The organism is Pontibacterium sp., assembly GCF_964228735.1.
Taxonomy (GTDB): domain Bacteria; phylum Pseudomonadota; class Gammaproteobacteria; order Pseudomonadales; family Balneatricaceae; genus Pontibacterium.
The window spans coordinates 1-16,053 of sequence record NZ_CAXRBQ010000184.1 but is presented as its reverse complement, the minus strand read 5'-3'; the positions used below and the strand labels follow the sequence as shown (position 1 = coordinate 16,053).

Annotated in this window: 17 protein-coding genes; 1 reads left to right on the top strand and 16 read right to left on the bottom strand. The window is 53.1% G+C overall.

Annotated features, from left to right (window positions below; all coding sequences use genetic code 11):
* Positions 1–257: 257 nt before the first annotated feature.
* The 7 genes from ACEQ15_RS19690 to ppk2 form a co-directional block, all read right to left on the bottom strand.
* Positions 258–674: a universal stress protein gene (locus tag ACEQ15_RS19690; RefSeq protein WP_370280974.1), complete on the bottom strand. Its 417-nt coding sequence runs from the start codon at positions 672–674 to the stop codon at positions 258–260.
* Positions 675–885: 211 nt separating this feature from the next.
* A complete protein-coding gene (locus tag ACEQ15_RS19685; RefSeq protein WP_370280973.1) occupies positions 886–2,067 on the bottom strand; it encodes an NAD(P)/FAD-dependent oxidoreductase in 1,182 nt (393 codons plus the stop codon).
* A gap of 30 nt (positions 2,068–2,097) precedes the next feature.
* Complete coding sequence (locus tag ACEQ15_RS19680; RefSeq protein WP_370280972.1) at positions 2,098–2,352, bottom strand: CDGSH iron-sulfur domain-containing protein; 255 nt, start codon at positions 2,350–2,352, stop codon at positions 2,098–2,100.
* Positions 2,353–2,422: 70 nt separating this feature from the next.
* Positions 2,423–2,692 carry a hypothetical protein gene (locus ACEQ15_RS19675; protein WP_370280971.1) on the bottom strand — a complete coding sequence of 90 codons (270 nt, stop codon included), beginning with the start codon at positions 2,690–2,692 and terminating at the stop codon, positions 2,423–2,425.
* Positions 2,689–3,612 (bottom strand): ribosome biogenesis GTPase YlqF, encoded by a 924-nt coding sequence (gene ylqF / locus ACEQ15_RS19670; RefSeq protein WP_370280970.1) that lies wholly within the window; start codon positions 3,610–3,612, stop codon positions 2,689–2,691. Before ylqF ends, ACEQ15_RS19675 begins: the two co-directional genes overlap by 4 nt.
* Before the next feature lie 162 nt (positions 3,613–3,774).
* Positions 3,775–4,005 carry a phosphatase gene (locus ACEQ15_RS19665; protein ID WP_370280969.1) on the bottom strand — a complete coding sequence of 77 codons (231 nt, stop codon included), beginning with the start codon at positions 4,003–4,005 and terminating at the stop codon, positions 3,775–3,777.
* A 42-nt stretch (positions 4,006–4,047) separates the two neighbouring features.
* Complete coding sequence (gene ppk2 / locus ACEQ15_RS19660; RefSeq protein WP_370280968.1) at positions 4,048–4,989, bottom strand: polyphosphate kinase 2; 942 nt, start codon at positions 4,987–4,989, stop codon at positions 4,048–4,050.
* A 306-nt stretch (positions 4,990–5,295) separates the two neighbouring features.
* Here ppk2 and ACEQ15_RS19655 point away from each other — a divergent pair, with 306 nt between their 5' ends.
* Positions 5,296–6,513: an EAL and HDOD domain-containing protein gene (locus tag ACEQ15_RS19655; RefSeq protein WP_370280967.1), complete on the top strand. Its 1,218-nt coding sequence runs from the start codon at positions 5,296–5,298 to the stop codon at positions 6,511–6,513.
* Between the two features lie 135 nt (positions 6,514–6,648).
* Here ACEQ15_RS19655 and maiA read toward each other — a convergent pair whose 3' ends face one another.
* From maiA to ACEQ15_RS19610, 9 genes are all read right to left on the bottom strand, one after another.
* Positions 6,649–7,287, bottom strand: coding sequence for a maleylacetoacetate isomerase (gene maiA / locus ACEQ15_RS19650; RefSeq protein ID WP_370280966.1), 639 nt, complete (start codon positions 7,285–7,287; stop codon positions 6,649–6,651).
* Between the two features lie 70 nt (positions 7,288–7,357).
* Entirely contained in the window at positions 7,358–8,674 is a 1,317-nt protein-coding gene (gene fahA, locus ACEQ15_RS19645; protein ID WP_370280965.1) for a fumarylacetoacetase, read from the bottom strand.
* 204 nt (positions 8,675–8,878) lie between these two features.
* Complete coding sequence (locus tag ACEQ15_RS19640) at positions 8,879–9,082, bottom strand: DUF2783 domain-containing protein (protein ID WP_370280963.1); 204 nt, start codon at positions 9,080–9,082, stop codon at positions 8,879–8,881.
* A 25-nt stretch (positions 9,083–9,107) separates the two neighbouring features.
* Entirely contained in the window at positions 9,108–10,784 is a 1,677-nt protein-coding gene (locus tag ACEQ15_RS19635) for an FAD-dependent oxidoreductase (protein ID WP_370280962.1), read from the bottom strand.
* Between the two features lie 368 nt (positions 10,785–11,152).
* Entirely contained in the window at positions 11,153–12,073 is a 921-nt protein-coding gene (locus tag ACEQ15_RS19630) for a LysR substrate-binding domain-containing protein (protein WP_370280961.1), read from the bottom strand.
* A gap of 245 nt (positions 12,074–12,318) precedes the next feature.
* A complete protein-coding gene (locus ACEQ15_RS19625; RefSeq protein ID WP_370280960.1) occupies positions 12,319–13,281 on the bottom strand; it encodes an MBL fold metallo-hydrolase in 963 nt (320 codons plus the stop codon).
* 381 nt (positions 13,282–13,662) lie between these two features.
* Complete coding sequence (locus tag ACEQ15_RS19620) at positions 13,663–14,148, bottom strand: universal stress protein (protein WP_370280959.1); 486 nt, start codon at positions 14,146–14,148, stop codon at positions 13,663–13,665.
* Between the two features lie 77 nt (positions 14,149–14,225).
* A complete protein-coding gene (locus ACEQ15_RS19615; protein ID WP_370280958.1) occupies positions 14,226–15,554 on the bottom strand; it encodes a TRAP transporter large permease in 1,329 nt (442 codons plus the stop codon).
* Between the two features lie 37 nt (positions 15,555–15,591).
* A partial coding sequence (locus tag ACEQ15_RS19610) for a TRAP transporter small permease (protein ID WP_370280957.1) occupies positions 15,592–16,053 on the bottom strand: 462 nt, incomplete at its 5' end.

Here is a 16,053-nt window from a genome sequence, read left to right as displayed (position 1 = left end):
AGGCGAACACGGCTGATGCAACCCTTCTGAAGACAGCAGCTCTCACCTACGAGAAGGGCAACTGCCCCGAAAACACTAAGAATTAGTCTGTAAAACTGATTTTTGGGCGCGAATACGGTCGGAACGACACTTCACATGGGGGCAAGAGCCCCCGCTGTTGTCACACGATCTTGAATTTACCCGACAATCGCGGCAAAGCAACGACCAGCAGAAGAAGCGGATATCCCCATTCATGGCTGCCGTTTCAACCAACGCAGCTAGCGGACAACAAGGACGGAGATCTTGGCATAGGACGCTACATATCCCGCGTTCGAGGCAAAGATATGCTCGATAAAACCTGGAATATGTGAAGCCATTACAATCATGTCCGCACCGACCTCTTCAGCGATATTGATCAGGTTCTTATCCAGGTCAACCGCCGGGTCATGGCTGATATGGGCAACGGTGGAGACCGCTTGCAAGCCGAATCTTGCCTTCTGACCAGCACTAAACGCCTCAAGCTTGGCGCTAAACTCTTCACTATTATGGGCAACCTCGCTTGGCGCCGATGCCGATACACCGACATAACAAACGGAAGTTTCGTAATGCTTTGACAAGTCTGCGGCGGTAACAAGCGCTTTTTCTAGGCTTTCAATGTGCGCTAAGTCCACCGGCACCATAATTTTCGTGTACATCGAGACACCCTCACCCTGGAGAATAAAGCAATGCGCTCTATTTCAGTGTTGCAGACGCCCCCCCATACAGCAAATTCGGCTAGCTGGAAGCCTCCCGAGCCTAGCACAAAAGCGAGAAACCAAGACATTTCTCACTCCACATACCCCATTGCCCCGCACTTAATCAGATATGCGCGACTTAACCGTCTTCGTTTTAATTACGTCGATACGGTTAAACCGCCTGCCCCGCGCAGAATCCTGAAGCCCACGCCCACTGGAAGTTGTGCCCACCAAGGTGTCCGGTTACATCCAGACACTCCCCGATAAAATAGATACCCGGCGCTTTCTTAGCTTCAAAGGTTTTCTGAGACACTTCGTTGGTGTCGATACCACCCAAGGTAACCTCAGCGGTGCGGTAGCCTTCTGTGCCACTTGGTTTTACCTGCCAGTTATGGAACTGATCGGCGAGGGCCTTAAGCTTGTCGTTGCTGCACTGCCCCAGCGTGCCGTCGATCTGCCAGATCTCGCAGAAAGTCTGAACCAGGCGTTTGGTCATTAGAGTTGAAAGTACGGTTTTGATCTCTGCCTTCGGACGGGCTTCCCGCTGCTCTTTCAGCCATTCAAGCAGGTCCAGTTCAGGGAACAGGTTGATGGTTACGTCTTTACCCGGCTCCCAGTATGAGGAGATCTGAAGCACGGCAGGGCCGCTTAGGCCACGATGGGTGAACAGCATGCTTTCTTTGAAGGTGGTATTGCCGTAGCTGATCTCAACCGGATCATGGGAGATACCCGAGAGCGGCTTGAAGTGTTCGAGCTCCTGCGGTTGCAGGGTGAACGGTACCAGCGCAGCGCGGCGTTCCAGCACCGTCATACCAAACTGCTCTGCCACGTCAAAGGCGAACGCAGTTGCACCGCCGTTCGGGATCGACAGGCCACCGGTAGCAACCACCAGGGATTCACAACGGATCGGGCCTTTGGAGGTTTCGATCTGATAACCACCTTCGACCTTTTCGATACCTTTTACTTCGGTTTCGGTCTGCAGGGTGACGCCAGCCCAGTCACATTCGGTCAACAGCAGCTGCAGGATCTCTTTACTGGATTCGTTGCAGAACAGCTGTCCCAGGGTCTTTTCGTGGTATTCAATACCGTGGCGGTCCACCAGTTCGATAAAGTCCTGTGCGGAGTAACGGCTGAGGGCGGATTTGCAGAAGTGAGGATTGGCCGAGATAAAGTTGGCCGGGCCGTTATGGATGTTGGTGAAGTTACAGCGCCCTCCCCCGGACATCAGGATCTTACGACCGATCTTTTTGGTGTGTTCAATAACCAGCACCGAACGGCCACGATAGCCTGCGGTGGCTGCACACATGAGTCCGGATGCGCCGGCACCCACAATAAGAACGTCGTACTGCTGCAAGGAAGCTGCCTCAATGGTGTTGAAAGGCGGCTATTCTACTTTTTTCTTGTTGTGGGAGCCATCACAGAGCGGCGGTGTGCCGGTTTGTTTGCACATACAAAGCCAGACTGATCCGCTTTTTTCAGCGACGAATACGACGGGATCGATACCGGTTCCCTGGTGAGAACCGTCACAGAAGGGTTGGGAGTTGGATCGCCCGCAGGCACACCAAGTATAGGTTTCTCCCTCCACCAGATCGACTTGTATGGGCGAGTCCCCGGCTCGGTGAACGGGTGAGTGAGACATGGTTTGATCTCCGGTTGTCTGTATCCCAAAAATAGAAGAGGGTTAACAGGAGATCAAACCATCAACAGAACTAATCGTCTTTCTTTTCGGCGTTGAGCTTACGGATCTTATCCGCCAGACGACCACCTTTTGGTTGATCGTTGGAATCCTGCTTATTCGCAGCTTCCTGTTTTTCAAGCTCTTTCTGATAAACAGACTTAGGCTTCTTACTGTCCTTCAGTGCCTTACGCTTACGGGATTCGTAACTGTTCGGATTTGACAGACGTTCTGCTTTGGTTGGCCCCGTATCTTCCTGGATGTACTGTGATACGTGACGACGTTTTTTCTTAAGACGGCTCATTTTTTCTCCTGTTGCTCCGCTTCAGCCTGCGCCGCTGCTTCGGCTTCTGCTTCAAGTCGGGCAATCTCTGCCAGACGGTGTTTCTCTTCCCACTCGGCGACAGTCTCAAAGGTGAGACAGCCAAGCTTGCCGGAACGCATCTCGTGCAGCAGCACTTCGGATGCTTTGTGCATATCGATCACACCACCGGGACGCAGACCACCGCGTTTGCGGCCGATCTCTTCCAGCAGTTTATCAGCACTTTCCGGCAGTGATTTCAGCTTGTAACGCTCCATGGCGCGTTCAGGATAATCGGTCAGCATAAAACCGGCCGCGAACAGCGCCACGTCTTCGTAATCGATTGCGGTATCTTTGATCGCACCACTCGCGGCCAGGCGGTAACCGGAATCCTTGTCTTCGATCTTCGGCCACAGGATTCCCGGCGTGTCGGATAGCGCCATGCCATTTTTGGTGGTGAAGCGGGTCTGACTCTTGGTCACCGCAGGTTCGTTACCCACCTTAGCGATGCGCTTACCGAGCAACGCATTGATCATGGTGGACTTACCCACGTTTGGGATACCCATGATCATGGCACGCACCGGGCGACTTGCATTGGAACGCGCCGGCGCCAGCTTTTTGCACATATCCGGAATGCGGTTGATCTGTTTTTTCTGCTCGTAGTCGATCGCTACAGCCATGGTATCTGGCTGCGCGTTGAAGTAATCGAGCCACTCCTTGGTGCGCTTTGGATCGGCCAAATCGCTTTTATTCAGGAGTTTAAGTGCCGGTTTCCCTTTACGCAGGGAGTCCACCAGCGGGTTTTCGCTGGACTGCGGTAAACGCGCATCCAGTACCTCGATGATGACGTCGATCTCGTCCATCACCTTGGCAATCTCTTTCCGCGCCTTGTGCATGTGGCCCGGAAACCAGTTGATACTCATCGTATAGTTCTTAATCAGGAAAAAGTTGAATGGGCGTATTATACCTGTGATTGCCCTGAGTTACCCGATCGATTGTTGTTAAGGGCATTAGAGGCCAATCGCCCCCTACAGAACGCAAAAAAGCAGGCACTGCGGCCTGCTTTCTGGTTTGTCCGATCTGGATTATAGCTGGTCGTAATGCTCGGCAAAGTGGCGCAGACGGTGCGCCAGCGCATCCACCTGATCGGCGGCTTTTTCCATCTCGTCCAGAACCGCGGTACTCATCGCAGATTCGATCAGCAACGACAGTTCGTCAAAGTGGGCTTCACCTACTGTCGCGCACTGCTCTTCTGACAACTTCGCCTTAAACGCTTCAACAACTTTCAGCGCGTGCTGGGTCTGTTTCATGGTCATAGTGTGTTTCTCCTTCAAATACCTGGGTAAGGCGCAGCGCGATTAAAGTGGTCCTGGAATCAGTACATGTTCATCACGCTCGTGTACGTCACGTGCGTTGCCCACAATCAGGGGGTCTGGCTTAAGCGTGATGCTTTCGTTCTTGTTTGGATACGGCAGTGCAGACAGCACATAGCGCATCGCATTCAGACGGGCGCGTTTCTTGTCGTTCGACTTGATTACAGTCCATGGTGCGTCGGCTGTATCGGTGTAGAAGAACATTGATTCTTTGGCTTCGGTGTAATCATCCCACTTATCGAGGGATGCCAGATCAATCGGTGACAGTTTCCACTGCTTCAGCGGATCGGTACGACGAGCCTGGAAGCGGCGGAACTGTTCATCACGGCTCACGGAGAACCAGAACTTAAACAGTCGGATACCACTGCGCACCAACATACGCTCCAGATCCGGCGTCTGACGCATAAACTCAAGGTATTCTGCGGGCGAGCAGAAGTTCATCACCTTCTCGACCCCTGCGCGGTTGTACCAGGAGCGGTCGAACAGCACGATCTCACCTTCGGTTGGCAGATGCTGAATATAACGCTGGTAGTACCACTGCCCCGCTTCCACCTCCGTAGGCTTTTCCAGTGCTACCACCTTTGCACCACGAGGATTCAGGTGTTCCATAAAGCGCTTGATCGTACCGCCCTTACCCGCTGCATCACGGCCTTCAAACAGGATGACAACACGCTGTCCCGTATCCCGCACCCACTGCTGCATTTTCAGCAGTTCAATCTGCAGCTCCTGCTTCTCTTTCTCATAATTGGTGCGGGAGATTTTCTTATCGTACGGGTAGTCATTTTCACTATCGATGACCGCTTCCAGCGGATCAACAGCAACAGGTGTTTCGGCGTCCTGAGAGACAACCTGATTGGCAATTTCTGCCGCAACTTGTGGCGCCACCTGTTCGGAACCAGAAGGGGGAACTTGAGGCTCTGCTGTCATAATATCTCCTTAATTTTTTACTTAAGTTCTTAATCTCTTGGCTCAATTATCCTCCTCTGCAGCGCTCTCATTCTTGATATAAATCAACCGTAACTCGTTGTAGCTAAACTACAAATTGAGCAACGAGAACCCCTCAGGTATTCTCATGCGTTTTTTATTTTTCAGGGCTCTTAAAACCTGACTTCAAAACGATTCGTCTTTCGGACGTCACTATCTTCCTTCAGAATCCGAGGCTACACTTAGAGACCAATCTGCTTCGACGCATCCAACGCGCCGAAGGCGGTCTTCCCGGAGAAATAAGAAAAAATGGATTCCAGCCCTCGCGGCCAGGTGTTAATGGCCCGCCAACCGATCTTCGATAGCGGCCAGAAGGTAATCGCCTACGAACTCCTGTACCGCAATGACCAGGACACCGAACAGGCAGTTTTCCGAGACGCCAGCGCCACCATCGAGGTGCTACTTAACGCCTACACCAGCATCAGCGATGCTGGCTCTGTAAAGCGCGTACCGGCGTTTATCAATATCAGCGAAGATATGCTGACCAATGACGCGTTTCCCGAGCTACCACGCAAGCAGGTGGTAATCGAGATACCCGCCACCATCAAACCGACCAAAGAGATCGTCAAAGCGATTCTGTCGCTGGCACGTGATGGCTACCGTCTGGTGCTCGATAACTACACCAACGATCCACACTTTGATCCGATCCTTAAGATCGTGCACATGGTGAAGGTGGACGTGTCAGCGCTTAGCGACAAAGAGATGCACGAGTGCGTTTCCCGCCTGCGCTTTTTTAAAGTCACACCGATCGCAATCAAGATCGAGAGCGGAGACAAACTGCTCAGTTGCAGTCAGATGGGCTTCAAGCTGTTCCAGGGGCACTTCCTGAGCCGTCCTAAGCTGGTTAAGGGCAAGAAGCTGGAATCCAACGCTGCTACACTGATGCAGCTGATGCAGGCGATCAACCAACCCGATGTCACACCGGAAGATCTGGAAAAACTGATCATCCAGGACCCGGTACTCACCTTTAAGATGCTGCGCATTGTGAACTCCGCTGCCTACTCACTGGTGCGCAAGGTGGAGTCGATCACCGATGCGGTGGTGCTTCTGGGAATGGAACAGATCCGCCGTTGGGTAACCCTGATCTCCATGACCAGCCACGACGACAAACCAGAAGAGCTCTGCCGTATGCTACTGATTCGCGGTGCAATGTGTGAAGCCCTGGCCCGTGCAACCGATCAGCGCAACGCCGGCAGCTACTTTATGGCGGGTATGATGTCCGGCCTGCATGCCCTGCTGGGTATTGATCAGGCGTCACTGCTAGAGCAAGTGCCGCTGGCAGACGACATTCAGGATGCGGTACGCGACTACGCTGGCCCTATCGGCGAAACGTTGAAGGCAGTGATCGCCTACGAGAGTGGCAACTGGAATGAACTGCCGCTGGATATGGATATCGATCTGTACGAAAGTGCCTATCGCCACAGTCTGCAGTGGACCCAGGATGCGATGCAGGCGATCCGCGACTAGGAGATGTGTTGGGCATCGCTACGCGATGGCCAACCTACACCTGAACCGCTCTATCGATTTCGATGATCCACCAAAAAGCCGCAGCAGGTTTCCCTCTGCGGCTTTTGTTTTTCCTAAACGGTGTCAGCCTAGGCGTTAAGCACCCGGCTGCAGATCAGGATGCGCGTCGGCAAAGGCCTTGATCTCGTTGCACGCGTCAGCGATGCGGGAGATGGTTGGGTACACGCTCATATCCACTTTAAAGCGGTTGGCGTTAAACACCTGCGGCACCAGGCATACATCCGCCAGCGTTGGAGTGTCACCGTGACAGAACGTACCGGTCTGCTCAGACTCCGCCAAACGCTTCTCTAGTGCTGCGAAACCCTCCATCACCCAGTGCTGGTACCACTGGATCTTTTGCTCTTCGGATACGCCGAACTCACCCACCAGGTACTTCAGGATACGCAGGTTGTTCACCGGGTGAATATCACAAGCGATCAACTGTGCCAGGCTGCGCACGCGTGCTTTCTCGACAGCGTCTGCTGGCAACAGTGCAACGGTCTCAGGGTATGCGTCATCCAGGTACTCACAGATGCTGAGCGACTGGTTGAACATCTCGCCGTTGTCTTCCATAGATGGCACGAAACCCTGTGCGTTGCGGGCACGGTTTTCGTCGCCACCCTGCTCGCCTTTCAGCAGGTTTACCGGGATCTGCTCGTAGTCCATGCCTTTCAGGTTCAGTGCAATACGCACACGGTACGCAGCGGAGGAACGGCAGTAATCGTAAAGAATCATTCTTTAAATCCTTTAAGCAAGAGTCAGGTCGCCCTCGGAGCGGGCTGCTACAAGAACGACCTACTTGGCCTTAAACTTTCGCTGGCAGCACGGTACCTACGACTTCACCGAAACCGATGCGTGCAGCACCTTCTTTCGCACAGAAGCCACGCATGATTACGGCGTCGCCATCTTCCAGGAAGGTACGGGACTCACCGTTCTCCAGGGTCAGCGCCTCTTTACCACCACGGGTCAGTTCCAGCAGGGAACCGGCTTCGTCATGCTGAGGACCGGACTGAGTACCGGAACCGAAGAAGTCACCCGGCTTCATGTTACAGCCGTTTACAGTGTGGTGAGCTACCATCTGCGCAACGGTCCAGTAGGAGTGTACGAAGCTGGATTCAGACAGCTTAGCTGGCGCCTGGCCTTCAGCGCGCATCTTCTCGGACTCCAGCAACACTTCCAGCTGGATGTCGAACGCACCTTCGTTGCGGTTCTGCTCGGACTCCAGGTATGGCAGTGGCTGCGGATCGTTTTCGTCACGGCTCCACGCGGTGCGGTATGGTGCCAGCGCTTCGGTGGTTACGATCCAAGGAGATACGGTGGATGCGAAGTTTTTCGCCAGGAATGGGCCCAGAGGCTGGTATTCCCACGCCTGGATGTCACGTGCAGACCAGTCGTTGAACAGGCACATGCCGAAGACGTGATCGTCAGCGTCGTCCAGTGCGATCACATCACCCAGCTCGGTACCTTTACCGATGTAGATCCCCATCTCCAGCTCGTAGTCCAGACGCTTACATGGACCGAAGCTTGGCTCGGTTGCATCCGGTGCCTTGGTCTGGCCCTGTGGACGGTGGAAGGTCTGACCGGACACGTCGATAGAGGAAGAACGGCCGTGGTAACCGATTGGTACCCATTTGTAGTTCGGCAGCAGAGGGTTGTCCGGACGGAACAGCGAACCCACTGCAGTCGCGTGGAACACGGAAGTGTAGAAGTCAGTGTAATCACCAATGGTGCATGGCAGGTCGTACTCTGCATCCGCCTGAGCGACCAGGCAGGCGCTCAGCTTCGCTTCTGCATCGGAGCCGCTACGCAGTGCCTGAGACAGTGCCAGACGCAGTGCAGACCACGCTTCGCTACCCATGCCCATAAATTCGTTCAGCGTTGGCGCCGCGCAAGCTTCAGCTGCAGTCTGCGCCAGACCGGAAAACACACCGGCGTCTTTCGCCGCTGCGAGGTCCACGATCTGATCACCGATCGCTACACCGCCGCGGAACGCTTCGTCACTACCCTGGCGACGGAACACTGCGAATGGCAGGTTTTGGATTGGGAAATCACTCTGTGCATCGTTCGCGGACGCTACCCAGCTGGTGAGGTTTAGATCGTGAGTTTCGTTCAGTGCAGGCATTATGCCCTCCTCCTATAATCTCGTCGTAATGACGAACCTGACTCGCATGTACCTTAACAACGCCATTATATTGGTAACATTTGTTACTGTCAGGTCACCCTAGCATAAAAACAGCAAAGGCCCACCTTTTAAATCGTACGGAAACACTGCCTGAGCACCGTTCCGCACCATTTCAGGTGAGCCTGTTCGTGCGTTATCTAACGCTTATTGTGCAGGAATGTGCTTGCGTGCAGTTTGCATCGCTTCAGACAGCACATCCTGGTCACCGATGTGGTTACACAGCAGCAGAATCAGACGCGCATTTACATCCAGGCTCTGCTCATCGTTCAGGTCACGGTGCAGATCGGTCAGCTCCTGATAGAAATCATCCGGACGCGGCAGATTTGGCTCGGTAATAAGTTTGCTCATTGTTTTCTCTCTTTCTTATTGTCCGTTACTTACCCAGGGCCTTGTTCTGGGCCGCTACAACTGCAGCTTTGTCGAAGCTGCGCATACGTGCTGTTACCAGCTGGTCAGGACGCATCAGGTAGAAGGTACCGCCCTTCGCATCCAGGCGCTCTTTCACAACACCCACGGTGTCGATCAGCAGCTCAACACCTTCCGGCAGAGCGATGTCCATCTCGTGGCTTGCAACAATGTAGGATTTAACCGGTACATCCTGCGCTGCCAGCTCACCCAGTTGATCAACCATTTCTGCAGTCAGGTCGTTGCGGCTATCAACGAACAGCATGCCGTTGAATACGTTACCCAGCGCACCCAGCAGGAAGCTGTCTTCGCCATTACGCTTAACCGGACCGTCGGTACATGGCGCACCTACAACCACTTTGCAGTTGAAGCTGCCATCGTCTTCAGTGTTCAGGGAAGACTCGGTCAGGAACGGTGGTACAGACAGACGACCACTGTTTACCAGCGGGCGTGCAAAGGTGTAGTCCTTCGCCAGCCACAGAACCGCATCACGGAACGCACGGTTCGCACCGTTCTTCGGCGTGATGAAGTCAGTACTGCGCGTGGAGTTCAGGATGTTCTCGTCCGCTGCGAAAGTACGCTCTTCAGAATAGGTGTTCAGCAGGCTGTCGTCCGCCTTGCCGTTCATCACCATCTGCAGCTTCCAGGTCAGGTTATCAATGTCCTCGATACCGGAGTTCGCACCACGTGCACCAAACGGAGATACCTGGTGCGCTGCGTCGCCTGCGAAGAAAATGCGGCCGTGACGGAAGTCGTCCATACGGCGGCAAGTAAAGGTGTATACAGACGCCCATTCCAGTTCAAACTCAACATCTTCACCCAGGAACGCTTTCACACGTGGGATGATGTTTTCTGGCTTTTTCTCTTCTTCCGGATCGGCATCCCAACCCAGGTCGAAGTCGATACGCCATACGTTGTCAGCCTGACGGTGCAGTAGTGTGGACTGACCTTCGTGGAATGGAGGGTTGAACCAGAACCAACGCTCTGGTGGGAATTTCTTCGGATCCATCACGACGTCGGCGATCAGGAAGCGGTCGTGGAAAATCTGGCCCTTGGACTCCAGTCCGCATGCCGCACGGGTTTTGGAACCCGCACCGTCACATGCAATTACGTAGTCCGCCTTCAGGGTGTACTCACCGTCTGGCGTTTCTACTGTCAGGGTTACTTCGTCGTCGTTCTGCTCAATACCAGTAACTTTGTTCTTCCAACGCAGGTCAGCTTTTTCCAGCTCATTTACGCGGTCAACATAGTACTCTTCCAGGTAGTACTGCTGCAGGTTGATGAAACCCGGACGGCGATGGTGCTCTTCCGGCAGCATGTTGAAGCTGTAGATCTGCTCGTTTTCGAAGAATACTTTACCGACGTTCCAGGTTACGCCTTTATCTACACAACGCTGGCCTACGCCCAAGCGGTCGGAGATATCCAGGAATCGTTTGGCGTAGCACACCGCACGAGAACCAACACTTACAGTGTTGTTATCGTCCAGTACAACAACAGGGATGTCGTGAATAGCCAGGTCAATGGCTGCTGCCAGACCCATTGGGCCCGCACCGATCACAACTACAGGGTGTTTAACCGGCTGCGCAGCGTCTTGGTCTGCAGAGCGGATATAGTCGAACTCAGGAAAAGTGTATGTGTTAAGCATCGCTTTGGCACTCGTATTATTGTTTTGGTATCTGCTCTAACACCTGTGACCTAACCAGGCTTCAAGAACCTGCGAACAAGCCAACTTCTGCGTAGACCTGTTCGCAAACTCCTCGGCAGATCCTTCATTTTTCTGCGTTTGGAATCGCGCTTCGAACAGTATCCAAGATAGCGGATTTGAGGGTTGTGATAATCCCTCCAGAGTGCACAAAATTATTTCCCTGCAAGAAACAAAGCGAAAATAAAAAACCGCACAAATACACCTTAATTTTCAATTAATTCAATAGATTAACTGTAAATACGGCATCATCAGCGCGGTTTCATCAATAAACGTTACGGCAACAGATTCAACGATCTATTGCCAAATCTTCAGGAATCGGAGGGCCATTCCTGTTGCAGGTTTTGCTCCAGCCAGCCCTGGAAAAATTCTATAAAGTGGCTCACTTTCGGTGAGATATATTTACGGTCCGGGTACACCGCAAAGATAGACAGTTTTTCCGGTTCGTATTGCGGGAAGACCTGCACAAGATCACCGGATTCCACAAAGCGGGAAATCACAAAATAGGCCAGGTTGGCGATGCCCCTGTGGGCCAAGACGGACTCTCGCACTACCAGACTGTTGTTGGCTTTAACGTCGCCGTCCACCTGCACGGTACAACGCCGCCCTTCACGCTCAAGCGACCATTGGTTGGCGTTGGATGCATGCACAAACACCAGGCAATTGTGTTTCTTCAGATCTTCAGCACACTCCGGATGGCCGTTCTTTTCCAAATATTCCGGTGTCGAGCAGATAAACATCGGCACTTTGGAGATCTCGCGGGCGATCAGGCTGGAATCGGGCAGCTGCGGATCGGCGATACGGATCGCCAGATCAAAGCCATCTCGCACCAGATCAGGCGCCCGGTCATCCAGGGTGACATCCACCTGGATGTCAGGATAGGCTTCCATAAATTCGGGAATAGCCTTGGCCAGCTGCATCTGGCCAAAGGTCATGTTGCAGTAGATACGCAGGACACCGCGTGGCTGCCCCTGCAATTGGGACACCAGGCTTTCAGCCTCTTCCACCTGGCTGATAATCTTCTGGCACTTCTCGTAGTAGGCCGCCCCCACTTCGGTCACACTCAGGCGACGCGTGGTTCGCTGCAGCAAGCGAGCGCCAATGTGTTGCTCAAGCTGGGAGATCTGCTTACTCACGGATGAACTGGAGATACCCATCTCTTCAGCCGCCAGCGAGAAGCTTTTCAGGTCCACAACCCGCACATAAATTCCCATTGCAGACAATACGTCCATAAGATCTCCTACTCCTGAATCTACAGCTTCTTCCACACTAGCAGTGGCCTGATAGCGAAACAAGCCATTTACCCTGCTTCTGCACCAACAGAGGGCGGCATAACATCTGATGCTTATAAAAAAGAAAAACGGCGCTGGGTTTTCACCTCAGCACCGTTTTCGGATCGGCAATTCTGGCACAGTTGTCACCAGATACCGAAGGAATCACCTGCTGCTGGAGAGAGTGGCAGCAGGTGTTACTGCAATCAGTCCTGCAGCTGATCCCAAACTTCCTGATCACGCTCGTCGGTCCAGATACGCGGCCAGTCTGTACCTTCAAACTCGTCCCACAGACGCTGCACATCGAATGGCAGGCAGTGTTCGAAGATCGGCCACATACCGAACTTAGGGTTCAGGTGTTCGTGAGTTGCTTCGAATGCTTCTTTCAGAGTGCCGCCACGCTTGTGAACTTCACCTACTTTCTCGATCATGCCGTTCAGGAAGCCACGGGTCTGCTCGATCGCCGCATCAACTTCTTCACGACCACGTGCAACCGCACCACGACCGCCAACCAGAACTTCTGCTTCGTACGCTTTAACTTTGTCCAGCGTGCCGGACGCCCAGTCAAAGTGGAACGCGTCACCGGTGTACAGCGCCGCAGCGGCTTCTACCAGGTCACCTGCGAACAGCACTTTCTGTTTAGGGATCCAGGCAACGATGTCACCTGCAGTGTGACCACGGCCACAGTATTCCAGAATCAGGCTGCCACGATCGCCACCCAGTGGAATCTCCAGACGGTCATTGAACACGATGTCCGGGTGGGTCAGACCTGGGATACCTTCAGGCTCACGGAACAGACGCGGCATACGGCCAAACTCGGATGCCCAGTCCTGCATACCACGTTCTTCGATCAGGAACTTGGTCTTTTCGTGTGCAATGATGGATTCAGCGTTGAACGCAGAAGCACCCAGTACACGTACCGCGTGGTAGTGGGACAGAACCAGATATTTGATCGGCTTGTCAGTGTGCTCACGCAGCTGCTCCAGCCAGTCGTTTGCCGCCTTAGGGGTCGCACGTGCTTCGAACGCTACGATGAAGTCTTCACCTTCAACCGCACATACGTTCGGGTCACCTTCTGCCGTCAGCGCGTAGACGCCGTCACCCAGAATTTCCAGAGTTTCTGTCTTTTCACCGAGGTCCGCAGAGGACGCAAAGGGCTTCTTCGCCATATCTGATTCCTATCGTAAATCTTTATTAATTCTGATTATCTCAATCGAGAAAGCATAGAATATCTGCGCTCTGTTCCCCTGCTGATCAGCAGCGAGGCCCAGAACCGGATTGAGTTAAGATACCCCAATCACAAACAAACATAACCGTGGCTCAGTGAACAAAATATATTCCCATTCGGAAACAATGAGCAGATCAGGCGCCCTCAAAAGCGGCTATTAATGCACTTTCAAGAAACAATCTGTTCCATCCGCTTCACCATCAGCATTGTTCTCTGATCTGGGCAGATCCACCCTGGTTAGCGATATAAAGGACCCAGCCAGAAAACGAAAAAACGCGATCGGCCTGAAGCTCAATCGCGTTTTCTATCATTCAGCAGACGCTTATTTCAGCGGCACCACCAGCACGGGACGCTTGGTGTGATGCATGACTTTGTTTGCAGTGGACCCCAGCAGGAACTGGCTTACTCCACTGTGGGTACGGGTACCCATCACAATTACGTCCGCATCGATATCATCGGCAACTTCCAGAATGGTCTTCCAAGGCACACCTTCTTCCACACGCGCGATGGCCTGACCTTCCTTCAGCATCTCGCTCTCTTCCAGCTCCTGTGTACAGAAGCGTTCGATACGCTCGGTCAGTTTGTCGCGCAGGTTCTGGATGCTCTGATCGTGCATCTCATTTAGAGACTCGTCGTTCATCATGGTATCGACGATGCTCTGTGCCGTTGCACTCAGCGGCTCAATGACGTGCAGAAACGTGATCTCAGAGTTGTAGTGACCACAGAGGCTCACCGCTGCACGGAAAGCAGGACGGGAACCATGATCGATATCAGATGCGTACAGGATCTTTTTAACTTGAGGCAGCATGGCAAGATTCCTTTTGCTGTCGGACGACAGCCAGTATTAGAAAACGAGAGGCCGTTGTACGGCCCCTCTGTCCTTAATCAGCGGTATAGCAGTTCCGGCAGGAACATAGAGATAGGAGCGATCAGGGTGATCAGCAGCAAACGGAGGATATCTGCACACCAGAACGGGGTAACACCTTTAAAGATGGTGCTCGCTTTGATGTCCCTAAGTACCGCACTCAGTACGAATACGTTCATACCTACCGGCGGCGTGATCAGACTGATCTCGGTTACCACTACCACGACAATACCGAACCACACCAGATCGAAACCCATGCTCTGTACCAGTGGGAAGAAGATCGGCACAGTTAGCAGCATCATGGACAGACTCTCAAACACCATGCCCAGTACGATGTAGATGCCTAGAATCGCAAAGATAACCAGCATCGGCGACACTTGCAGACCTTCCACAAAGGCCAACAGGTCAGCCGGCAAACCAGCACGGTTGATGAAGTTGGAGAAGATCAGGGCACCGATCAATACACCGAACAACATCGCAGAAGTACGTGCAGTATCCGTCAGGATGTCGAACAGACTACCAAAGTTCAGCGTCTTACGTGACAGCGCAATCAGGAATGCACCGCCAGCACCGATACCCGCCGCTTCTGTTGGTGTGAAGATACCCAGGTAGATACCGCCCATTACCACAGTGAACAGGATCAGCACACCCCAAACGCCGTTCAGCGCCTGGATACGCTCAGACCAACTCAGCTTCTCACCACATGGACCTGCAGCCGGGTTACGCCACACGACATAACGTACTGCACCGAGGTACATGAGAATACCCAGGAATCCAGGAATAAACCCTGCCGCAAATAGCTCACGGATACTGGTTTCGGTCAGTAGACCGTAGATCACCAGAATTACGCTAGGTGGAATCAGGATACCCAGGGTACCACCCGCCGCAATGGATGCCGTTGCCAGCGCGTCGGAGTAACCGTATTTGCGCATTGGAGGCATTGCTACCTTCGCCATCGTTGCGGAAGTCGCCAGACTGGAACCACAGATCGCAGAGAAACCACCACATGCCACAACAGTCGCCATGGACAGACCGCCTTTGCGGTGGCCCAGGAACGCGTTGGATGCGCGGTACAGCTCATGGGACAGACCTGATTTCGTTACCAGGTTACCCATAAGAATGAATAGAGGGATAACGGACAGACTGTATTCCTGTGCGGTATCAACCACACGCTTGGCAGCCATGGACAAAGAGCCCGTCCACCGGAAGTCTCCGATGTTGTCAAAAGTCAGGCCCTGCATGTACGCAAAACCGAAGAAGCCCACGATCCCCATGGAAAATGCAATCGGGATACGAACAACAACGATCAGGACCAACAGAATAGCAAAGCCGATCAGTGCTACTGTCATGCTGAAATTACCTGTCTAGCTTTATAATAATCGTTATTTAGTCACGAGATAGGAACAGAAGGCGGTATACGCCGTAGGTGATCATTGCACCTGCTGTTACCCAGCTCATTACAGCAATGTACTGAATAATCAGACCCATCGGCAGTTCGAGGTATTCGGTAACCTCGTCACGGCGCAGAGAGCGCGCGGCCAGGAAGTAGATCCGATCAGCCAGAAAATAAAGAGATGTAGAGATTAGGAATGCAGAGAACAAACCCAGTACTTTTAAGACCGTGCTTCCCAACATACGGTCGAGAATATCAACGACTACGTGTCCACCCCGCCAGGTAATAACCGGCATTTCAGCAAAGACCAGGATGGCAATGCCGATCTCTGTCAGCTCTGTGGCGCCATCTACGGAGTTGTCGAAGAAGTAGCGACCAACTACATCTGCACAGGTCAGAACCATCAGCAGAAACAGTGTCACAGCCGATACTAACTCCAGAGCAAAGGCCAGCCA